This window comes from Chryseobacterium sp. c4a, assembly GCF_009900745.1.
Lineage (GTDB): Bacteria > Bacteroidota > Bacteroidia > Flavobacteriales > Weeksellaceae > Chryseobacterium.
The window spans coordinates 95,543-117,618 of the sequence record NZ_WXVU01000006.1; the positions used below are offsets into that span (position 1 = coordinate 95,543).

General features: G+C 35.8%; 25 protein-coding genes. 13 read left to right on the forward strand and 12 right to left on the reverse strand.

Annotated features, from left to right (window positions below):
- Window positions 1-36: 36 nt before the first annotated feature.
- On the reverse strand, window positions 37-429 hold the full coding sequence (locus tag GTR01_RS10325) for an AraC family ligand binding domain-containing protein (RefSeq protein WP_317167594.1): 393 nt from the start codon (window positions 427-429) through the stop codon (window positions 37-39).
- A gap of 30 nt (window positions 430-459) precedes the next feature.
- Here GTR01_RS10325 and GTR01_RS10330 point away from each other — a divergent pair, with 30 nt between their 5' ends.
- Window positions 460-1,596: an Atu1372/SO_1960 family protein gene (locus GTR01_RS10330; RefSeq protein WP_160137759.1), complete on the forward strand. Its 1,137-nt coding sequence runs from the start codon at window positions 460-462 to the stop codon at window positions 1,594-1,596.
- A gap of 174 nt (window positions 1,597-1,770) precedes the next feature.
- On the opposite strand, the gene GTR01_RS10335 is transcribed toward GTR01_RS10330, so the two are convergent.
- Window positions 1,771-3,201, reverse strand: coding sequence for a PLP-dependent aminotransferase family protein (locus GTR01_RS10335; RefSeq protein WP_160137760.1), 1,431 nt, complete (start codon window positions 3,199-3,201; stop codon window positions 1,771-1,773).
- Between the two features lie 101 nt (window positions 3,202-3,302).
- On the opposite strand from GTR01_RS10335, the gene GTR01_RS10340 reads away from it, so the two are divergent.
- Genes GTR01_RS10340 through GTR01_RS10350 form a run of 3 tightly spaced genes read left to right on the forward strand, consistent with a single transcriptional unit; the run spans window position 3,303 to window position 4,911 of the window.
- Window positions 3,303-3,758: a cupin domain-containing protein gene (locus GTR01_RS10340; RefSeq protein WP_160137761.1), complete on the forward strand. Its 456-nt coding sequence runs from the start codon at window positions 3,303-3,305 to the stop codon at window positions 3,756-3,758.
- 25 nt (window positions 3,759-3,783) lie between these two features.
- Window positions 3,784-4,668: a dihydrodipicolinate synthase family protein gene (locus tag GTR01_RS10345; protein WP_160137762.1), complete on the forward strand. Its 885-nt coding sequence runs from the start codon at window positions 3,784-3,786 to the stop codon at window positions 4,666-4,668.
- A 9-nt stretch (window positions 4,669-4,677) separates the two neighbouring features.
- A complete protein-coding gene (locus GTR01_RS10350; protein WP_160137763.1) occupies window positions 4,678-4,911 on the forward strand; it encodes a thioredoxin family protein in 234 nt (77 codons plus the stop codon).
- Window positions 4,912-4,956: 45 nt separating this feature from the next.
- Here the strand turns inward: GTR01_RS10350 and GTR01_RS10355 are convergent, their stop codons facing one another.
- Window positions 4,957-5,463 (reverse strand): pyridoxamine 5'-phosphate oxidase family protein, encoded by a 507-nt coding sequence (locus tag GTR01_RS10355; protein WP_160137764.1) that lies wholly within the window; start codon window positions 5,461-5,463, stop codon window positions 4,957-4,959.
- Window positions 5,464-5,660: 197 nt separating this feature from the next.
- Between GTR01_RS10355 and GTR01_RS10360 the strand changes: the two genes are divergently transcribed.
- From GTR01_RS10360 to GTR01_RS10380, 6 genes are all read left to right on the forward strand, one after another.
- On the forward strand, window positions 5,661-6,458 hold the full coding sequence (locus tag GTR01_RS10360; protein ID WP_160137765.1) for a helix-turn-helix domain-containing protein: 798 nt from the start codon (window positions 5,661-5,663) through the stop codon (window positions 6,456-6,458).
- A 64-nt stretch (window positions 6,459-6,522) separates the two neighbouring features.
- On the forward strand, window positions 6,523-7,476 hold the full coding sequence (locus GTR01_RS10365) for a nitrilase family protein (RefSeq protein WP_185155117.1): 954 nt from the start codon (window positions 6,523-6,525) through the stop codon (window positions 7,474-7,476).
- A gap of 100 nt (window positions 7,477-7,576) precedes the next feature.
- Entirely contained in the window at window positions 7,577-8,800 is a 1,224-nt protein-coding gene (locus GTR01_RS10370; RefSeq protein WP_160137766.1) for an MFS transporter, read from the forward strand.
- 371 nt (window positions 8,801-9,171) lie between these two features.
- Window positions 9,172-9,303 carry a hypothetical protein gene (locus GTR01_RS24770; protein ID WP_262885749.1) on the forward strand — a complete coding sequence of 44 codons (132 nt, stop codon included), beginning with the start codon at window positions 9,172-9,174 and terminating at the stop codon, window positions 9,301-9,303.
- 24 nt (window positions 9,304-9,327) lie between these two features.
- Window positions 9,328-9,546, forward strand: coding sequence for a hypothetical protein (locus tag GTR01_RS10375; protein ID WP_160137767.1), 219 nt, complete (start codon window positions 9,328-9,330; stop codon window positions 9,544-9,546).
- Window positions 9,547-9,605: 59 nt separating this feature from the next.
- Window positions 9,606-10,466, forward strand: a complete 861-nt coding sequence (locus GTR01_RS10380; RefSeq protein WP_160137768.1) for a putative phage abortive infection protein — start codon at window positions 9,606-9,608, stop codon at window positions 10,464-10,466.
- A 13-nt stretch (window positions 10,467-10,479) separates the two neighbouring features.
- On the opposite strand, the gene GTR01_RS10385 is transcribed toward GTR01_RS10380, so the two are convergent.
- From GTR01_RS10385 to GTR01_RS10415, 7 genes are all read right to left on the reverse strand, one after another.
- The gene (locus tag GTR01_RS10385; RefSeq protein WP_160137769.1) at window positions 10,480-10,851 is read right to left on the reverse strand and encodes a hypothetical protein; all 372 of its coding nucleotides are present in this window, start codon (window positions 10,849-10,851) and stop codon (window positions 10,480-10,482) included.
- Between the two features lie 144 nt (window positions 10,852-10,995).
- A complete protein-coding gene (gene pdeM, locus GTR01_RS10390) occupies window positions 10,996-11,640 on the reverse strand; it encodes a ligase-associated DNA damage response endonuclease PdeM (protein WP_160137770.1) in 645 nt (214 codons plus the stop codon).
- A gap of 66 nt (window positions 11,641-11,706) precedes the next feature.
- The gene (locus tag GTR01_RS10395) at window positions 11,707-12,309 is read right to left on the reverse strand and encodes a 2,3-bisphosphoglycerate-dependent phosphoglycerate mutase (protein WP_160137771.1); all 603 of its coding nucleotides are present in this window, start codon (window positions 12,307-12,309) and stop codon (window positions 11,707-11,709) included.
- Between the two features lie 124 nt (window positions 12,310-12,433).
- On the reverse strand, window positions 12,434-14,866 hold the full coding sequence (locus GTR01_RS10400) for a ligase-associated DNA damage response DEXH box helicase (RefSeq protein WP_160137772.1): 2,433 nt from the start codon (window positions 14,864-14,866) through the stop codon (window positions 12,434-12,436).
- Between the two features lies 1 nt (window position 14,867).
- Window positions 14,868-16,448 (reverse strand): ATP-dependent DNA ligase, encoded by a 1,581-nt coding sequence (locus tag GTR01_RS10405; protein ID WP_160137773.1) that lies wholly within the window; start codon window positions 16,446-16,448, stop codon window positions 14,868-14,870.
- The gene (locus GTR01_RS10410) at window positions 16,445-17,467 is read right to left on the reverse strand and encodes a ligase-associated DNA damage response exonuclease (protein WP_160137774.1); all 1,023 of its coding nucleotides are present in this window, start codon (window positions 17,465-17,467) and stop codon (window positions 16,445-16,447) included. The genes GTR01_RS10405 and GTR01_RS10410 overlap by 4 nt, the downstream gene beginning before the upstream one ends.
- A gap of 232 nt (window positions 17,468-17,699) precedes the next feature.
- Window positions 17,700-17,861 (reverse strand): hypothetical protein, encoded by a 162-nt coding sequence (locus GTR01_RS10415; protein ID WP_160137775.1) that lies wholly within the window; start codon window positions 17,859-17,861, stop codon window positions 17,700-17,702.
- Between the two features lie 97 nt (window positions 17,862-17,958).
- Between GTR01_RS10415 and GTR01_RS10420 the strand changes: the two genes are divergently transcribed.
- Genes GTR01_RS10420 through GTR01_RS10430 form a run of 3 tightly spaced genes read left to right on the forward strand, consistent with a single transcriptional unit; the run spans window position 17,959 to window position 19,978 of the window.
- Window positions 17,959-18,750, forward strand: a complete 792-nt coding sequence (locus GTR01_RS10420) for an SDR family oxidoreductase (RefSeq protein ID WP_160137776.1) — start codon at window positions 17,959-17,961, stop codon at window positions 18,748-18,750.
- Between the two features lie 4 nt (window positions 18,751-18,754).
- A complete protein-coding gene (locus GTR01_RS10425; protein ID WP_160137777.1) occupies window positions 18,755-19,156 on the forward strand; it encodes a GlcG/HbpS family heme-binding protein in 402 nt (133 codons plus the stop codon).
- An 18-nt stretch (window positions 19,157-19,174) separates the two neighbouring features.
- Entirely contained in the window at window positions 19,175-19,978 is an 804-nt protein-coding gene (locus GTR01_RS10430; protein ID WP_160137778.1) for a helix-turn-helix domain-containing protein, read from the forward strand.
- A gap of 201 nt (window positions 19,979-20,179) precedes the next feature.
- Here the strand turns inward: GTR01_RS10430 and GTR01_RS10435 are convergent, their stop codons facing one another.
- Together GTR01_RS10435 and GTR01_RS10440 are read right to left on the reverse strand one after the other, a co-directional pair.
- Complete coding sequence (locus tag GTR01_RS10435; RefSeq protein ID WP_160137779.1) at window positions 20,180-21,256, reverse strand: SDR family oxidoreductase; 1,077 nt, start codon at window positions 21,254-21,256, stop codon at window positions 20,180-20,182.
- A gap of 86 nt (window positions 21,257-21,342) precedes the next feature.
- Window positions 21,343-21,927 (reverse strand): Crp/Fnr family transcriptional regulator, encoded by a 585-nt coding sequence (locus GTR01_RS10440; protein ID WP_160137780.1) that lies wholly within the window; start codon window positions 21,925-21,927, stop codon window positions 21,343-21,345.
- Between the last annotated feature and the right edge of the window lie 149 nt (window positions 21,928-22,076).

Consider the following 22,076-nt stretch of genomic DNA (forward strand, 5'->3'; position numbering starts at 1 on the left):
CCAATTCTTTAGTTTCTATTCACTTTATGTTTTATTTTAGAATGGAGGAACAGCAAATACATGAATATTCTGATAAAATTCTTCTTCGAAAACCATTTTAAATAGAAATACCCTCAGATTGACTGTCTTGGCTTCAGAAGTAATTTTATGGGCTTTCCCGAAAGGAATCCAAATGACGTGATGCTGGGGGACAAGGTAAATTTTCTGATCAATATGAAAATACTGATATCCCTCTTCTGCAAAGGTTAATTGAGCCCGGTTATGAACATGTTCATAATCATCATGTTTCCAGTTTTTTTCACACCAGATATAGGCTACTTTTTCAATGACATCTACAAATTGGCTTTGTGTTTTTTCAATCAGTCCACATTTTGCACTGTCGTTTTGGATATGTTTTTTGGCAAATTTAATAAAAACACCAACATTAATTTTGTACGATTAATTTATATCCTGTTCAGAATGAAAAAAATATGTTCTTTTCTTATTTTAATTTTACTATTTAACACCACACAGATAATGGCACAGAATAAGGCTAAAATATTGGTTCTTATCCATTCAGATAATGGAGGAACCTATGAGCTGGCCAAAGAAATTGCGAAAGGCATTGAGAGTGAAAACAATGCTACTTCTTATATTAAGTTGGTGAAGCCTTCACAGAATCCTAATCTGAAAAGCCTTCCTGTTGCGACAGTAGATGAGCTTACGAGTTATGACGGAATTGCTTTCGGATCGCCTGTTTATTTCGGGAATATCAGCACCGGAATGAGTGAATTTTTATCAAAAACCGTTCAGCTTTGGACAAACCATGGCTTGGAAGGAGTTCCGGCAACCGTTTTTATGTCTGCAGGAAGTGGTGCAGGAAAGGAATTGGCTCTTCAGGCATTCTGGAATAGTCTTGCTGTACATGGAATGATTCTGGTATCCAATGGTATTCGTGGAACTGAAGAACTTAACAAAGCCATCCCACAAGGAAATTCAGTACTGGGAATCACTACGATGGCTTCTTTAAAAGATGTAGAACGGCCTACAAAAGGGGAAAGATCTCTGGCTGAGCTTCAAGGGAGAAATTTTGCAAAAGTATCATTAGCTCTGAAAGATACACGTCCTAAAAAAACAACTGCTATTGTTGAAAATCACCAGAATTTTAATGAAATTTTAAAACAAAAAAATATTGTTCTTCCTCAAGTTCCTAAACCGGCGGGAAATTATCAGCCTTTTGTACGTTCCGGAAGTCTTGTTTTCATCAATCAGGTTGCTTTAAAGGATGGAAAGATATTTAATCCCGGAAAATTAGGAATAGATGTAAATGAACAGCAAGTGAAGGATGCTACCAAAGTTACCATGCTGAATGTTTTATCAGTACTTAATGAAGCTGTTGGCGGTGATTTGAGCAAAGTGAAGCAATGTGTGCAGCTTACCGGAATATTCAATACAAAAGATGATTATATCCAACATGCAGCCTTGATGAATGTAGCTTCTGATCTTACGGCTGAGGTTTTTGGAGATAAAGGAAAACATGCAAGAGCTACATTTGGAGCATCTTCTATTCCTGTAAATTCTTCGGTTGAAATTCAGGCTGTTTTTGAAGTAGAATAGTTTTTTCTATGGCTCTCACGAAAGAGACTGGGAAATATAGATAATTTATAGCGCAAATCATTTACCATTTGCGCTATTTTTATTTTAATATCTCGCAGATTTTGCGGATTGAGCAGGTCTGACTGATAATAACTATATAAATCTGCGTTATTTGCGAAATCTGCGAGAACCTTATTACAAATACTGATTAAAAATTTCCGCAATAATCGGTATACTTTGTTCCAGTTGTTCTTCTGAGACTGATCCATAACTTAGCCTGAAACCATTAACCTTATTTCTACTGTATTGTTTGGGATGAATGATCTTAATGTTTTTCTCCAATAAAGCAGAAGTTACCTGATCCCAATCTAATGTTACTTTTGGAACGATCCAAAAAGCTAATCCTCCTTCAGGCAAGGTAAAATGAGCAAATTCTTTGATGTACTGATTCAAAAGATTGTAGACAAAATCTCTTTTGTTTTTATAATGTGCAGTCGCTTTTCTGATATGTTTTTTCACGGCTCCTTCCTTGATAAGCTGCAACACAGCCTGTTCCATGATTACATCGCCATGTACATCTATTATTTTTCTTAAACTGCCGATCTTTTGTAATAAATCCCGATTTTTAGTGGCCAGATATCCAATCCTTAATGCAGGTGCAACTACCTTACTTAATGTTCCGATATAAACGTAGTTATTAAGCTCAGGAAAGCTGGAAATAGGCAGAATAGGACGATAACCAAAATGAAATTCATTATCATAATCATCCTCAATAATTGTGATATTATGTTGATTGGCAAGCTCAATTAATCTTAAACGCCTTGATAAGCTTAATGTAACCATGGTGGGATACTGTCTGTGAGGAGTAATATAGATCGCTTTGATATTTTTATGTGCTGATAAAAGCTCTTCTACAACCTGTACATTGATGCCTTCTTCATCCACAGAAACAGGGAGAAGCTGAGCTCCTGAGTACTCAATGGCCTGCCATGCCGGCTGGTATCCCGGATCTTCAACAATGACACAGTCCCCTGAGGTTAAAAGATTCTGCGCTGTTAAAAACATAGCCATCTGACTTCCCCTTGTAATGGATATTTCATGTTCATGAACCTGCATGCCTCTTTGATGATTCAGCATCTGAGAGATCATTTTTCGGAATTCTATATCTCCATGCTCATCTCCGTATCCCATCATCTGCCACTTTGCTTTTATCCCGAAAATCTGTCGATAGGCTCTTGCCAGTTCAGTGACAGGTGCTATTTTACTATCCGGATGCCCATCATCAAAATTAATTATGGAACCCCGATTCGTCATAGGAAGATTCAACGTATCTGCGATCTTATCCATTCTGTTTTCATGTAAAGAGGGAAGCTGATCTGATACAAAAATCCCTTTTCTTTCCTTAGAAATTACCCATTCTTCATTAAGCAGTACTTGATAGGCTTCTACTACCGTATTTCTATTGATTTTCAACATGGTTGCCAAGTTTCGACTTCCGGGAAGTGCATCACCAGACTTCAATCTTCCTGAACGGATATCTGTAATAATGGTATCCGCTATTTGTAAATACACTGCTTTATCAAGCTTTTTATCAATTTCGAATTCTAATTTCCAAGGTCTCAACATCTGGACTATCTATTTATATAAAAACTGAATCATTTAAACAGTCCAAATATAAAATAATTTTGCCATGCAATTAAGCACAGAACCATTAAATTTTAAAAATCATGGACAAAAAACAATTCAGTTCAAAAGACTTCCACGAAACTTATGCAAGACCAAAGTATGTAAGACCAAGCCATTTGCTTCATAAAAATGTGGAAAATGCGGGCGAGCACAATCAATTCTCAACAGAAAGGAAGCATCCGGTTTTCTTTGTTGATCTTCCCAGCAAAAATGTAAGTATGACAATTGGCGGACTATTGCCATCCCAACAAACCAACAAACACCGCCATACCTATGAAACGGTTTTATTCGTCATTGAAGGAAAAGGATGGACGGAAGTAGAAGGAGAAAAAGTACATTGGGAAGCTGGAGATGCCGTTTATATTCCATCATGGGCATGGCATAAACACCAAAATCTCAGCGATACGGAACCCGCCAAATATATAGCCTGTGAAAATGCTCCTCAGTTACAAAATTTAGGAGTTGCTCTAAGAGAAGAAGAGGGTAGAGATCTTTAATTCCAATAATTTAAACCAACAATACATGAAAAATATACCATTTAAAGGGATTATATCCTATCCCATAACACCTTTTGATGAAAATGAAAAAGTAGATATTCCTCTTTTCAAACACTTGGTAGAAAGGTTGATCTCTTCTGGAAGTCATGGTATTGCTCCTTTGGGAAGTACAGGAGTAATGCCTTATCTGTCTGATGAAGAAAAAGAAGAGGTTACCGAAGCTACATTACAACAAGTAAAAGGAAGAATCCCAACTCTTGTAGGAGTTTCTAATCTTACCACAGAGAAAACAATTCATCATGCTCAATTTGCAGAGAAAGCAGGGGCAGATGCGGTGATGATCATTCCGATGAGCTACTGGAAACTTACAGATGACGAAATTGTAGCGCATTATGATGCTGTAGCAAATAAAATTGCTATTCCGATTATGGCTTACAATAATCCGGCAACGAGTGGAGTAGATATGTCACCATCTCTCTTGAAAAGACTGCTTGAAATTCCTAATGTAACCATGATTAAAGAAAGTACAGGAGATATTCAGAGAATGCATTATCTGAGAAGAGAACTGGGAGAAGAGGTAGCTTTTTATAATGGTTCAAATCCTTTGGCTCTAGCTGCATTTTCTGCTGGAGCAAGAGGCTGGTGTACTGCTGCACCTAATCTTATTCCTGAACTTACAATCAGTCTTTACAATGCGGTTGAAGAAGGGAATTTAGAGAAAGCAAAAACTATTTTCTATCAGCAGTTTGATCTTTTAAAATTCATTGTTAACAAAGGATTGCCTAGAGCAGTGAAATCAGGTCTGAATATTCTGGGCGAAGATGGCGGAAATCTAAGAAGCCCTTTAAAACCTTTGCATGAAAAAGAAGCTGAAGAATTAAAAAATATTATTCAAGCTCTTATTAATTAATACCTTCTTATGAAAAAATCCGTTTTTTATCATGCAGGATGTCCTGTATGCATCAGTGCAGAACATGATATTGTCAGCCTTATAGGGTTGGAAAATGTTGAAATCATCCATCTGGGTAATGAAAAAGATAAAATTGAAGATGCTGAAAAGGTAGGAGTAATATCTGTACCTGCTCTAGTCACGCCTAGCGGGAACGTTCTTCATATTAACTTTGGAGCATCTATAGAAGATGTGAAAAATTAGTATTCTTGTATCAACGGCTCAATTTCTTGAGCCGTTTTTTAATTTTTAGATGATAGCATTTCCTTCTACACCGTCAGCATTATTAGTTTTATGACCTGTTATCGCTGATGCAACAAAACTAAAGAGACTGACTAGTTTTCCGGCTTGGGTATCCCAGTAATACGTTTCTTTTGGTTCTACACGGATAATTGTAACATTGGGATCATCTTTTCCGTCGAACCAGGCCTTTGCAAGGGGAGACCATTTTTCTTCTATAGTGGCTTTATCTTTATAGACAGAAGCCTTTCCATATACTGAAAGATATTGTGCCTCTTTATTGTTCATAAAAAACAACTGTACTCTTCGATCTTCTTTGATTTCAAAATTCTTGTTGCTGTTTCCACTGCTGATGAACCATAAATTTCCGCTGTCATCAGTTTCCTGTAAAGTCATTGGTCTTGAATTCACAGGAACCGTTTCCAATTCTGTACAGAACATACATATTTTGGCATTTTCAGATAGTTCTTTGATCTTTTTGATCGCTTCCAGGTGGGTAAGATTTTGTGTAGACATAATATTATATTTAAGTGATGGTTGAATGATAAGAAATTCTACAGAAAATTATAGAATCAATAGTATGGAATAAAATATTCAAATACCTGACCAACTGGAGAAAAAGTGTGGTATATTATTAAAATTTTATAATATTTTAAGTGATATTATCATTAAAAAATGAGTAATCTGAGGTAAAATTTTATGTACATTTGAAAATGCAGATTTCACCTCCTAAACATCTGGCACCTTTTATCCGGCATTATATCTTTTTGGAAAACAATACAGAAGAGATCAAGAGTGTCAGGTTATTTACTGATGGCAGTACCGGATTGATTTTATCTGCAACGATGGGCCTTCATTCTCATCTTTCTGAGGCAAATATGCCAACTTCTTTTTTTTACGGTACCCTGAATAGTTATAAAGACTTTTATACAAAGGGGAAATTTTCTTTTATAGCGGTGGTTTTTCAACCTTACTTTTTAAATATTGTTTTAAAAACATCGGCTAAAGAAATTAAAAATCAGATTATTTCTGCTGAAGACATCTTAAAAGAGAAACTTGTCCCATTCCAGGACAAGCTTTTTTATCAATCGGATCCGAAGATTATCATTAATGATTTGAATCTCTTTTTCACTAAGTTCCTTGCCGAAGAAATTGGGCATGATTATCAATTGATAGCAGCGGTTCAGCAATATATCCTTCAAAATAGAGGAACAGTTCTTTCAAAAGATCTGGAAAAGTTTACCGGATATTCTGAAAGACACCTGGAAAGGAAGTTCGAAGATTATATGGGAATTTCTCCTAAAAAATACAGCAATATTATCCGACTTCATTATTTTTTAAGCCTTATTAATAAAGGAATTATAGATGAAAATATGACTATACTTTCTTATCATGCCGGATATTCCGATCAATCGCATCTGATCAGGGAGTTCAAAAAGAATGTAGGACTTACTCCCAGACAATATGCCAATACGGAAAATAAAATGGCCGTTAACTTTATTGAACTGTAATTTTGATGTCGGATTTATACAATTTTTCTTTAGCAGGCTGCCATAGATTTGCTGAAAAAAAATAATGAATATTAAAATTTCAACCGCACAATTTGAAAACAGAAGTGGAGATAAGGATTATAATCTATCTGTCATAGAAAGACTGGCTCAACAGGCTTCTGCACAAGGCTCCGATGTTATTGTTTTTCACGAATGCTCCATTACAGGATATACTTTTGCCCGAAATCTTTCCAAGGATGAACTTCTGGATATTGCAGAGCGTATTCCCGATGGAGAAAGTATCAAAAGGCTCCAGAGTATTGCAAAACAAAATAATATTGTGATTCTGGCTGGCCTTTTTGAAAAAGATGATAATAATAATTTATTCAAGGCTTATGTATGTGTAGACCATACAGGTTTAAAAGCGAAATACAGAAAGCTGCATCCTTTTATCAATCCCCATCTTCTGCCAGGTAATGAATACTGTGTATTTGAAATTTTGGGATGGAAATGTGGTATTCTGATCTGTTATGATAACAATATTATTGAAAATGTGAGAGCCACTAAGCTTTTGGGAGCTGATATTATTTTCATGCCTCATGTTACTATGTGTACGCCTTCCACAAGACCAGGAGCTGGTTTTGTAGACCCAAAACTTTGGGAAAACAGAGTTGCAGATCCTACTTCTTTACGCCTGGAATTTAAGGGAATGAAAGGAAGAGACTGGCTGATGAAGTGGCTTCCGGCGAGGGCTTATGATAATGGTGCTTATATTGTCTTTTCCAATCCCATTGGAATGGATGATGATCAGCTTAAAAATGGATGTTCCATGATTATTGATCCTTTTGGAGATGTTATTGCAGAGTGTAACTCGTTCGAGGATAGTTTTGAATCGGCTGTTTTAACTCCGGAAAAGCTCACTCAGGCTGGTGGATATCGATATTTACAAGCAAGAAGACCGGAACTTTACAGAGATATTATAGGCCAAAGTCATTCATCTGTTCAGAAAGTAGTGTGGCTGAATGAGAAAGAAAACTAATCTATTATTATTCTGATAATTTAATGCAATTTAAATAATTTTTATAATACAATTATTCGTTGGAAATTTGCATTGTCAACATCAACAAAATTACAATGCAATGAATTATCAAAAAGAAATACAAATCAATGCTGTATCAGGAAGTGTAAAAAGCAAAGGGCTTCCTGCAGCTTTATGGGCACTTACGATCAGTGCTTTTGGAATCGGAACTACAGAATTTGTTATTGTAGGTCTTCTTCCTACTGTGGCCGGAGATCTTGGGATCACTATTCCGTCGGCAGGTTTACTGGTAAGCCTTTATGCAATAGGAGTTGCTATAGGAGCTCCTATTTTAACAGCATTAACAGGGAAAGTTCCCCGTAAAATGCTTTTGGTTTCCATTATGTTACTATTTGTGATTGGAAACGGACTGGCTTCCATTGCTCCAGGATTTATCACGCTGGTTCTGGCCAGAATATTAACAGGATTTGCTCATGGGGTTTATTTTTCCATTGGATCCACTATTGCAGCATCATTGGTTCCTGAGGAGAAAAGAGCAACTGCTATTTCCATTATGTTTGCCGGACTTACGCTGGCTATTGTCACAGGAGTACCATTGGGAACTTTTATAGGACAGCATTTTGGATGGAGAGCTACTTTCATCGGAGTTTCTATTCTTGGAATGATAGGCTTGTTGGCCAGTTTATTATTGGTTCCCAATAATTTAAAAAACGGAAAAACGGCATCCATCAAAAGCCAGTTCAAAGTATTGGGTAATAAACGGTTAATTTTTGCCTTTTTAATGACCGCTATGGGATACGGAGGAACATTTGTTGTATTCACTTATCTATCTCCAATTTTACAGAAAATAACAGGATTTCAGGAATCTACGGTTACTTTTATCCTGTTGGTATATGGTATTGCGATTGCACTAGGAAACCTGATTGGTGGAAAAGTAGCGAATAAAAACCCTTTGAAGGCTCTTTTATGGATGTTTACGGCTCAGGGATTAACCTTATTGGCATTTTATTTTACCGTAAGTAGCCCGGTTCTGAGTATTATTACGTTGTTCTTTTTAGGCGCACTTTCTTTTGCAACAGTTCCCGGTCTTCAGCTGTTGGTGGTACAGATTGCTGAAAAGGAACTTCCCGGAACTGAAGATGTAGCCTCTGGAATTAATATTGCAGCTTTTAATATTGGGATTGCAATTGGATCTTATGCGGGCGGACTTATTGTAACATCATCTTTAGGATTAGGAAGTACCCCATGGATTGGTGCATTGTTCTTAGTGGTTACGGTTCTGATAACCATCATCAGCATTCGTTTAAGCAAAAAAGCAAACTAATATTCAACTTTATTCAATATCTCAATTGGAGGAGTGAACATTTTCCTCTCTTAGGAGAATAGCAAGAATATATAAAGCCAGAATGTTAGATTGAAGTAAGGCTTTATGAAAAGGGTAGATCAATGATCTGCTCTTTTCTATTTTAATTTGACACAAAGTTTTTATGATTATGCTGCTCTGTTTTAAGAGGGTAAGAAGAAATCAACAATAAGCGGATGGTATAATAATGTGTAATTTATCAAGTTTTGTAGGATCTAAAAAGTGGGTAAAGAAACAAAAATTGCTCCTTTCATTAAAACACCGAAACTAAATTCTATGAAATGCTAATGTCAGTAAACGGAAATCAACGATTATTCAGCCAAAAGGCAATAATGGAAAAAGCAGGAATCAAAGAGGTAGATAAGATGCAAGAGGAGATTAAGAAAGAAATGCCAACTCCACCAAAAGAAATTGTAAAAAAAATGTCTAACTATTTGAAGATTAGGATTAATTCATTATATTAGAGATAATTGATTAATATAACTAATATGATGAGTAACGAAAAAGAAATTACACATGAGGTTCTTAAAGTAGCAAAACAGAATCAGACTATTTTCAATGAATTAGTAAGATTATTAAATTCTCAAGGATTTCAAACGGCAAGATTGGAAACACACATAAGTAGAAATGCCTCAAATATCGCCAAACTTGAAAAATTAGTACTTGGCGAAGAGTATGGAAAGCCATCAAATTTACCAGGATTATAATTAACAGCCTTCTCTTTGAGAGGGCTTTTTTGTTATATTTGCCGGAAAACTAATAAAATATGAAAAATGGCAATTGGGTATTTTGGACTTTTGGATTAGGTTCTGTTATTTTTATGGGAGTTACATTATACTTTAACTACAAATATGCAGTAGATTTAGGAACTGAAAGACAGGGGTTATTTGGTGATATGTTTGGAGCATCAAATGCGCTGTTTACCGGGCTTTCTTTTGTTGGTGTTATTATTGCGATTTTACTACAAAGGCAAGAATTGAAATTGCAACGAAAAGAACTTGAGTTGACAAGAAATGAAATGGAATTGACGAGAGAAGAATTTATAGCTCAGAATGAAACAAGCAGGGTTCAAAGGTTTGAAAATACATTCTTCCAAATGCTATCGCTTTTTAATACAATAACAGGCAGTATACGCGTTGACTCCGGTAGGGATCATTACGATGAAGGAAAATCTGCCATAAATCAAATTTTGTCTGAACTTGAATACAAAGCAACACAACATTGTTCAACGACACAATATTGCTCAAAGCATAAAGTCAATAGTTACGATTCGGCCAAAACAAAGTTTAAACATCTAGAATTAGAAGACTTGCAAGAAATATATCAAAAAAAGTATGAGGAATATAACGATATTTTAGGGCATTATTTCAGGACTTTTTATCATATTATAAAATTAATAGATTCCTCAGATATTAAGGATAAGCAGCAATATGCATCAATTGCGAGATCTCAACTATCTAATGCAGAACAAGTATTGCTATTTTATAATTGTTTACATGCGAATGGTGAAAAGAAATTTAAACCTTTAGTGGAAGACTATGCACTATTAAATAATTTAAATCCTAAGCAGCTACTAAGTGCGCATATAACTAGTTTTTACGCAGAGAAGGCATTTGGATCTAATTAAATAAAACAGCCCCTTAATTGGGGCTTTTCTTTTGTATATATGGATTAAAGTATCCATTCCTGTATCCTGTAATTCTCTTTATTGATTGGTTAATTCCGTCAATTGTGTATTGATCCAAAGAATAATCAATCCTCTTTTTGTTTTTAAATAAAGTTCCTTTAATAAATTGGGTTTGGGTATAAGGGGAAATGTTATTGTAAATAGTGGCTTGCGTAAGAAACTTAATCTTTACCTGTTGATCTGATGTTGCCTCAATATCAACATGTGTTGTTTTAATACTATTAATCATATATGAAAGCATTGTTGTTCTATACATAATTTCACCTTCATATTTATCTCCGCAGGAGTAGCAAGTAAATCCTAAGAACAATATTATTTTTTTCATTTCATAAAATTTGACCAAAGAAAGTAAGATATCGAACAGAAAAATTACGGATGGTCATAAAACTAACTTTTTATTGTTAATTCTTTTCCTTTAAGTGCGAAGAAAAGAAAAGGTGTTGTAATTGAGTTCTTGATATCAAAAACCTCAAACCTCATAAATCCCCTCATCCGTAAACACAAAAAACTTACTTTTCTTAGGAAGGTTTTTAGTATCCAATCCTGTAAACTCACTAAAAGCAGGTAACAATAATTGGTTTTCACTTAATGCAAAACAGGGAAGTCTGATACTTTTTACGGCAGAATTCAAAACGATTCCAGGATGAATATGCCCCGTAATTTGGAAACCTTGTCTTTCTTTATCAAAATCATGAATAAATGTAAATGAGCCTATTTCCAATAAGGATTCTTTAAAATCCAGGCAAAGTTTTTTTTCCAAATGCTCTGAAATGCGGTCGTGATTTCCCTCAATAAGGTAAAACTTCAAATCGGGATATTGATTTCTCCATTGGCAGAACTCATCTACATCAGAATTGTCACCGGCATGAAGCAGATCGCCCACCACCATACATTTTTCCGGCTGAAAATATTCGATGAGTGCTGATAGTCTTTCCAGATCGCTTTTCATAATATGGTTGGCCAATGCAATCCCATTCTTACGAAAATGAGCTGTTTTTCCAACATGCAGATCAGAAAGGATTAAAGCTTTTTCCTTTTCCAGAAATAGAGCACGCTGATTAGTCAACGTAAAAGTTTCATTTTGAATGGTAATTTCTTTAGTGGCTATCAACACAAGTGAAAATTCAGGATTTTGGGTTAAAGATACTGTATACTAGATTTTTAAAACATTTCACGATCATTATTCTTCTCTTCTGCTTACGTGAAAATGTTCATCAAAAATATAAGTAATAGGTACTCCGGTAGCAATTTCTCTTTCCAGAATTTCTTCTGGAGATAAGTGTTCCAGGTACATGATGAGCGCACGGAGGCTATTTCCATGGGCAACAATCAATACATTTTCACCTTTCTTCAGCAGAGGAGCTATCTCTTTTTCAAAATAAGGAATCACCCTATTATAAGTATCTTTAAGGCTTTCACCACCAGGAGGAACCACATCATAAGATCTACGCCAGGTATGAACCTGTTCTTCACCATATTTCAATGCCGTTTCTGCTTTATTAAGTCCTTCAAGATTCCCATAAGAACGTTCATTCAAAGCTTTATCCATAATGATAGGGATATTGGGTTTTCCTATTTCATCAAGAATAATAGAGAGGGTATGTTTAGCTCTGATTAGGACTGAAGTAAAGGCAATGTCTATTTTTTCTTTTTTTAAGGCTATTCCTGCATTTTTTGCTTCTTCAATTCCTGCCTCTGTAATATCGATATCTTGCCATCCTGTAAACCTATTTTCCAAGTTCCAGAGTGACTGTCCGTGACGGACTAAAAATAGTTTTGCCATTATTTGAGTGTTATTTAATCTTCAAAGAAGATAATCTAAGTTACGAACTTGTTAAAAATCTTTCGCTATAAAAAGTGATATTTTTTATGATTTGAATGAAAATCATTTATAGCTTTCATTATATTCAAAGTTTCAGCATTCTTTTGATTCTCGCATCCAATCCTTCACTGGAAAGAGATTGTCTCAGACTATCCACTTTGATAGGAAAACTGAGTGGAGTAAAGGAGTTGGCGGATTTAAGAATAATGCTGGACTTTTCGATCCTTTTAAAAGCTTCTATCAGGCGTTGTTCCTGAAGCTGCATATTAAAGACTTCAGTATAGGACTGTCTGATTAAAAAATGGTTGGAATCATAATCTTCCAATACTTTAAAAATAAGTCCTGCCGAGCTCTGTAATGATTTATTGGAACGTTGCTGGCCTGCATAATTTTGAATAACCATTCCGGAAATTACGGCAATATCTCTGAACTTCCTTCTGGCCATTTCAGCAGAATTGATGCTGGCAATCACATCATTCATCAGATTATCTCTTGTCAATATTTGATGAAGATTATTATCGTTCAAAGGTATTTCTTTATCACTGAATAATTCGAATCCGTAATCGTTCATTGCCATTGAAAAGGAGATGGGTGCTAGCTTTGAAATACGATAGGCAACCAATGCAGCCATTACTTCGTGTACCAAACGGCCTTCAAAAGGATACATAAATAGATGATATCCTTCACGATTTTTAATCATTTCCACCAGAAATTCATTTTCTTTCGGAATATGTGAGTTTTCTTCCTGATTCACCAGAAGTGGATGAAGGAATTTCAGTTCTTTTTCTGAAGCTTTAGGATTTAAAGCATGTGAAAGCTTTTCTCTTAGAAAATGTCCCAAATTAGAACTTAAAGGAAGTCTGCCACCAAGATAACTTGGAACCAAAGCTTTTCCCTTTGCTGACCGTACATAGACCGTCATATCTTTAATCATAGCAACTTCAAGCGTTCGGCCTGCCAGAATAAATTTTTCTTCTTTTTTTAGTTTGGAAATAAAGTATTCTTCAATCATTCCTACATAACCGCCGGAAATAAACTTGACTTTCAGCATGGCATCACTAACGATCACTCCCATATTCATCCGATGCAGCATCGCTATTTTCCGGGAAGTTACTTTGTACAAGCCATCTTTCATAATGACAATTTTATGAAATTCTTCGTAGTTTTTTAAGACACTACCGCCAATCGTAAGAAATTCAAGAATACTTTTCCATTCTTCTTTCATCATTTCCCGGAAAGCATACGTTTTCTTAATTCTTTCGTAAGTTTCTTCAGGATAAAATCCATTACCCACAGCTAAAGTCATTAAAAACTGAACCAAGACATCAAAACATAAGACTTGCGGTTCTCTGGGTTCTACAACTTTTTGTTTTACAGCTTCTTTTAAGGCCGCAACTTCTATTAATTCCAGAGAATGAGTCGGAACGCAATAAATTTTTGAAACCTCAAAAGGGGAGTGTCCGCTACGGCCAGCTCTTTGAAGAAATCTTGCAACTCCTTTTGCAGAACCAATCTGAATAACTGTATCAACTGGTTTGAAATCTATTCCAAGATCTAGCGATGATGTGGAAACAACTGCTTTCAATTTACCGGAACTTAGATTTTCTTCAATCCAGATTCTTAAATGGGCATCAATGGAACTGTGATGAATAGCAATTTGCCCTGCAAAATCAGGATAAGCATCCAGCAGCAGCTGATACCACATTTCACTTTGACTGCGTGTATTGGTAAAAACAATCGTGGATTTTGAATTGAGAATAATAGGAACCACTTTATCGGCAAGCTTATGTCCAAGATGACCTGCCCAGGGCAGTATTTCAACTTCATCAGGAAAAACAGGGATGATATCAATCTTTTTATGTTCTTTGGCTGTGATTTTTGTTTTTTTAATAGTATAAGGAATCAAAACGTCCATGGCTTCTTCCAGATTTCCTATGGTTGCGGTAATTCCCCAAATTTTTAGTATTGGAACATATTTTCTAAGTTGCGAGATGCCCAGTTCTACCATGACCCCACGTTTTGAACCTAATAATTCATGCCATTCATCCACAACCACACATTTCAAATCCCGGAAAAAGGATTCATGATTTTTCTGAGCCAGAAGAAGGTGAAGACTCTCTGGAGTTACCACAAGAATTTCAGGCATCTTTTTTACCTGCTGCTGTCTTACTTTAGGATCTGTATCGCCATTTCTTACTCCTACCACCCAATCTAATCCGATTTCATCCATGGCTTCCTGCATCGCTTTAGCAATATCTTTTGACAAGGATCTAAGAGGAGTTATCCAGATCATTTTTAATCCTTTTTTATAGCTTTCAGGATGGTTTAAAAAGTCTGAAATCAATGCTAAAAAAACAGAAAAAGTTTTCCCAAATCCAGTAGGAGCGACTACCATACCACTATATCCGCTTCCAAATTTCCGCCAGGTATCGATCTGAAATTTAAAAGGAGATATACCTTTATCCTTCATCCATTGCTGAATAAGGGTAAATCCGTGGGTATCTTCAAAGGCAGTCATATTATTGTATTAATTTTTTAATTTCTTCCAGGTTGTCAATTTCATCTACTGTTTTATCTTTCCGCCATCTTACAATTCTTGGAAAGCGAAGAGCTACACCACTTTTATGACGGTTACTGAAGCCAATACCTTCAAAAGCAATTTCAAAGACCAGTTCTGCTTTTACTGTTCGCACAGGGCCAAACTTTTCAATAGCGTTTTTCGTTACGAATTTACTGACCTCCATAATTTCTTTATCCGTTAACCCTGAATAGGCTTTGGCAATGGTGACCAATTTGTCTTCATTTTTTACAGCAAAGGTATAGTCGGTATAGTAAGCACTTCGTCTGCCGCTTCCTTTTTGAGCATAAATAAGAACAGCATCAATGGTAAATGGATTGATTTTCCATTTCCACCAGTCGCCTTTTTTTCTTCCGGCATGGTAAGGTGAGCTTTTTTGTTTTAACATCAGCCCTTCGCTATTTATATTTCTGGAGTTTTCTCGAATTTCATTCAACTCTTCCCATTTTTCAAAATCTATACTTTGGGAAAGCCTTATATTTTCCGGGGCTTCATTCAGTAATAATTCCTGCAGCATGGCTCTTCTTGACGAAATAGGTTTATCCCTTAGATCATTTTCTTCAAGTTCCAATAAGTCATAAGCAAATACTTCAATTGGAATTTCCAAGAGCATTTTTCTGGTTAAAGTTTTTCTGTTTAATCTTTTCTGTAATTCGTTAAAATTTAAAACCTTACCCTCTTTCACTGCAAGTATTTCTCCATCTAAAACAAAGTTTCCTTTCATCGCTTTTACAGCTTCTGTAATTTCAGGAAATTGTTCTGTAACAAGTTCTTCACCTCTCGACCAAATAAATACTTCATCATTTCTTCGGATAATCTGTCCACGGATGCCATCCCATTTGTATTCAATCAGCCATTCATTGGGTTTTCCCAAATTTTCAAGATCTTTTTCTAAAGGATAAGCCAGACAAAACGGATACGGTTTGGAGTTATCCGGATTGATATGTTCTGCTGAAATTAATTCTTTAAAAGAGACTTCATCCGGTAACCATTTTCCCATAAGGCTATGTGTTAATGTACTGGATTCTTCACCGGAGAATTTGGTAAGTGCATTAATCAAAGTTTTATCTGATACTCCAATTCTAAAACTACCACCGATTAATTTATTGAAAATCAAACGTTCTGTATAATCTAGGCCATTCCAAGTATGAAGAACAAAATTTTTCTTTTCGGTTTCATTTTTATCTTTTAAATGAACGATATCCCTCATCCATTGAGAAAGACTTTGTTCAATCTTTTCCTCTGGTGGCGGGAGAATCAATGAAAGAGTTTCTCCAAGATCTCCCACGGAAGAGTAGCTTTCCTGAAAAAGCCATACAGGAAGTCCTGTAATTTCTAAAGCCCAATCTTTCATCAGATTGGTATTGACATTTCTTTTGGGTCTTTTCCCTGTAAATAAAGCAATAAACCATACTTTATCTTCATCCGGAGTACGTTCCAGATAATCGATAATGGCATCAATTTTAGCATTGGTTTTATTGGTGGTTTCCAATGCGTTGATAAGATCTGCAAAATATCTCATGATTCCGGATTTTCAATGGTTTCCTGTTCCGACACTTCTTCATCTTCACCGAATAAGGTTTCTATGACATCTGCTTTAATACCAATTTCATTCAGATATTTTGAAAAAATCTCAGTCTGCCCATGGGTAACATGTACCAGCTCTGCTTCCGTTGCTTTTACCGTTTGCAGTAAGCCTTTCCAGTCTGCATGATCGCTCATGGCAAATCCTGCATCTGCGCTTCGCCATCTTCTGGCTCCACGCACCTGCATCCAGCCTGAACATATAGCTGTAGCCGGATCAGGAATCTTTTTAATGATATTGCTATCGAGTAAAGCCGGAGGAACAATCACAATTTCATGTTCCATTTCTTTCGGATGTTCTCTGAAATCTCCAATCGTGTATTCCGGGAGCGCAATTCCAACAGCTTCAAAGGCTTCATTAAGCTTTCCGATAGAGTAGTGAACATATATTTTACCAATTCCTTCCACAGCTTTCATAATACGCTGAGCTTTGCCTAAAGAATATCCAATAAACACAGATGTCTTACTATTTTCCTGATTTTTTAGCACCCAATTCTGAAGTTTTCTGTTTAAATCATCCACTTCGAGCCAATTGTAAATGGGCAATCCAAAGGTACTTTCCGTAACAAACTCATTGCATCTTACCAATTCAAAAGGTGTACTAAGACCGTCATTCTGAACTTTATAATCTCCGGAGACAACCGTAACAAATCCTTTATATTCCAATCTTATCTGGGCAGAACCAATAATATGACCTGCAGGATGAAGCGAAACATTTACTCCATTGATATTAATTTTCTCACCATATTCCACACTCTGGCATTCTATATCAGTGCCAATTCTTTGGTATAAAATAGGTTTGGTAAAATGATGGCAAAGGTATTTCTTCATTCCCCAACGGGCATGATCGGCGTGCCCATGAGTAATGACCGCCATATCTACAGGTCTCCAGGGATCTATATAAAATTTGCCCTGAGGACAGTAAATTCCTTTTTTTGTAAATGTTATTAATTTCAATGGTGTGATTCGTTTGTGTAAAATGCTTCAAAAACTTAACCAAATTACAATAAAGTGTTGATTTTTTGTAGTTGATGAGGGATAAATTAGACTGCTCTGCATTTTGTTGTTGGAAATTGCAAAAACAAACGAATTAAATCCATTTCTATTGATTTTTTTAATATTTACGAAGGTCTAATTCGTAAAAGAGAGATAAAAATAAGCTGCTTCGGTTGAGAAACAGCTTATTCTATTATTTTGTATTCAATACTTCGTTTACGTAATCAATCCATTGATGATCAGGAATGGTTTGGTCTATAAAATAATCCGGTTGAATTCCTTTTCCATCGATAGCCATATCCGGAATACGGAAACTCTTTGAAAGACTGTATCCTAATTTGATTATTATCTTCAACAACTGAACTTCTGAGCAATAAAACAATGAACTGCACACCAATATCAACCTGCTGAAAATCTTTGAAATTTGTATCATCATTAAAAAAGAAAATACAATGAGTAAAACAATTTTAATTACAGGAGCAGCAAGTGGATTTGGAAAGATTGCCGCATTCGATCTTGCTAGAAAAGGACATCATGTAATCGCTACTACACAGGTTTATCCTCAAATGAGTGATTTGATTCGTGAAGCAAAAGAACAGGGAATAGATTTAACTGTTGATAAACTGGATGTCACCAACGCCAGAGATCTGGCCTATATACACCAAAAATATGATATTGATATTCTGGTGAGCAATGCAGGAATAATGGAAGGTGGGCCTATTGCAGAGCAGCCTGTTGATCTTATTCGATCAATGTTTGATGTGAATGTATTTGGCGGACTTGAGTTAGCACAAGGATTTATTAAAAAGTTTATCAATCAAAAGAAACCAGGAAAGATTGTATTTACAACATCCATGGGTGAGCTATGGACAGTTCCTTATGTTGCGGCTTATTGTGCTTCAAAACACGCTATGGGATCTATTGCTGAAGGTTTAAGAACTGAATTGGCTCCCTTCAATATCAAAATAGCGACCTGCAATCCGGGGATATTTGGGACAGGGTTCAATGATCGTGGAGTAGATTCTATTTTCCGCTGGTATAATCCGGATAACAATTTTACCCCTTTGTCTGCATTTGATGGGGCATCAGAGTCATTAGCTCATCAGCTTGATCCTCAGTCAATGGCTGATTGTATTGTAGATGTAATTCTGGATGACAATTCCAACTTCAGAAATGTACACCCAAAGGAAACGGAAGATTTTGTAAAACAATTACAGGCAGAAGCCTGGACTGCAAAAAGTTAATCGTATGGAATTAAGTTATCATATAGCTGAAAAAGCACTACAGGCAGCTATACAAAAAGCAAAGTCATTGAATATTCCTGTAAGTATTGCCATTGTAGATTCGGGAGGGCACCTGCTTTCTTTCGCAAGGCTTGAGAGTGTATATGGAGTGATCGAATTCGCAGTCAAAAAAGCACGGACAGCTGTAATGTTTGGTGTTGATAGTGAGGTCATGGGGACTATCATTTCAGGAGCGGAAATGCATGGATATGGTATGCTCAATTCAAATGAGGGACTGCTAACAATTGCAGGAGGTGTAGTGATTAAAGATGCTGAAGGCAAGATTATGGGGGCTATTGCTTCCTCCGGCGGAACACCTGAACAAGATAAAGAAATTGCAGAAACAGGAGCTTCTGTTATTGTTTAAATTTCAGATATTTGTGTCATGGAAAATACTTCTGATATCATATTTGATAAATTAGTGTATTCATGTGCTTTTGAATCGTATAAAGGACATGAAGAGTTTATTCCTGATCATTTTTTAGGATTTCAGCTATCTGGGGAAACACATGCTTTTCATGAACAGGGGAAAACAATTATTAAAGAAAACACAGTGGTTGTGGTCAGAAAAAATCAATTGATCAGAACGATGAAATATCCTTCAAAACAAGAAAAATATCAGTTTCTTTCCATTACACTGGATGATGAAACTCTCAGACAATATGCTGCCGAAAATAAAATGACTACGGATCGCCCATTTCCTGATGACCAAAAACTTTTTTTTGAACCGGATGATTTTTTAAAAACTTATTTCAGCTCCCTTATTCCTTACGTTAACAAGACAAAAGATATTCCGCCGCGACTGGCTGCCTTAAAAGTAAAGGAGGCTATAGAACTTCTTCTTCAAAGCCATCCAGATATTAAAAATCTTTTGTTTGACTTTTCAGAGCCTCATAAAATTGATTTGAAAGAGTTTATGAATAAAAATTTTATGTTTAATGTATCCATAGAAGCTTTTGCCAGACTTACAGGACGTAGTCTTTCAGGCTTTAAGCGTGATTTTAATAAGGTTTTTAATATGAGCCCGAAGCAATGGCTGAAAGAAAGGAGATTAAAGGAAGCATACTATCTAATTAAGAATAAGGATAAACGTCCTTCTGATATTTATTTGGATCTGGGATTTGAAAATCTGTCTCATTTTTATTTTTCATTTAAACAGAAATTCGGCGTTACAACGACAGAAGTATAAGGTAAAAACACAATGAATATGCAGTGAGAATAATCATTAGCATTAAAACAGTTTTAAATCTATGTGTCTATGGTAGCAAATTAGGCACATAGGTTTTTAAAATCCAGGATTTACTGGAAACAGGTTTCTTATTTTTTGCCACGAGTGCACGAATAATTTAAAACTTTATAAAATTATTCGTGCACTCGTGGTAATTATTTATTATGGAATTATATTTTCAGTCCTTAATCTTTCAAATACTTCTGTGAAAGAGGTTTCTGTGCTTTTATAAGACGTAAATCCAAGATTTCTGCTCTTTGACATGTCGCACATCACTTCCAGGGGTCTTCCAAGATCCAGATCCGTGTGCCATGCTGATGATAAACGAGTTAAATTGTTTTCTTTCAATGAATATTTTTCTGCAATAGCACTCCAAGTTTCCAGATCGTTTTCCATTTCCTTTTCCAGTGGTCTTATGGTTCCGTTGAAGCCTTCTGCTTCTATTTCAAACCAGTTGGCCAACCTTTCCCAAAGCCATTTCCATCGGAAGACATCTCCATTTGTAATGTTGAAAGCCTGATTTTTTGCGAATTCTGTGGTAGATGCCCATACCAATTGCTTGGCCAGTATTCCTGCATCAGTGATGTCGGAAATGCCATTCCATTGTGCTTCTGATCCAGGCCAGATAAATTTTCTTCCTGTTTCTTTACAAATACTGGCATAAACGGCTAAAGTAGCCGCAATATTCATTAAATTTCCAACAGCATATCCTACAACAGTATGAGGACGGTGAATACTCCATGTAAAGCCATCTCTTTCTGAGGCTTTATAAACTTCATCTTCTTGTGCATAATAGAAATTGGGAAGTGAGAGTCTTGGATGCTCTTCACGAACTGGTGTTTCAGGAAGTTTTCCTTCTTTAGCATAGGTTTCAAATGGCCCCAAATAATGCTTCAACCCAGTCACTAGAGCTACATGCTGAACCGATTTTTTAGGAGATAAAACGTTTAACAGATTTTTTACGAGCATACTGTTAACCCGAATATTTTCCTCTTCAGTATCATTACGCATCCAGGTTGTAAAATAAACATGAGTGGGAGAGAGGTCTGCCAATGCTTCTATAAGATTCTGTTCATCCAATAAATTTGCTTTCACGGAATGTAGGCCAACAATGTTATGATTGGGGTTTCTTGATAGTCCATAAGTTGTCCAGCCTTGTGCAATAAGTTCTTCGGCAAGATTACTTCCTGTAATTCCGGTAGCTCCAACTACCAGCGCAATTTTTTTCGTATTTTCCATAAATATTGTAAAATTTCTTTAGCAAAATTATGGTGATTTACAGGCACAGACGCTTGATGTAGATCATACGTTTGAATTGATCTGGATCAAGTATTATTGAGTAAATTCTTTTTACGAATCCTACTTATGGTTTCAGGAGCCAGCCCCAGATAAGAGGCTATAAGATTATGAGGAACCCGCTTAATCATTTCAGGGTTTTTCTGTGCCAGCTGCAGGTATTTTTCTTCAGCAGTATATCCATTGGAAACAATAAGCCTGTAGTCTTTGGTAACAAGGCTGTTTTGATAGAGAATTCTGAAATAACGATCCATTACAGGAATTTCCAGCATCATTTTTTCATAATCGTCCAAAGTAATCATCAATACTTCGGTATCTTCTACAGCATCAATATTTAACACTGCTTTTTCCTGATGTATAAAGCTATTAAAATCGGAAATCCACCAGCCTTCAAAGGCAAACATATTGATGTGTTCATTTCCTTTTTCGTCAGGATAATAAGACTTTAGCAATCCATTGCTGACAAATGAAAGGCATTTACAGATATCTCCTTCTTGCAACAGATACTGTTTCTTCTTCAGCTTTTTTATTGTAAAAAATTTCTGAATCAGACTTTTCTGCTCATCATTGATATCAACCTTATTCTGAATATGGGAAAGTAACACCTCAAACATCCGACAAATATTTCATCAAAAATACTGTTTTCAATAAGAACTGAAACCTTATTTTTCAAAATCATAGAAGTTAATTCCGGTTTCTATATCCTTAATTTATTTGGAATGAGAATGTTTTAAAGTCATAAGAAAATTTATAGCAAGTGTAT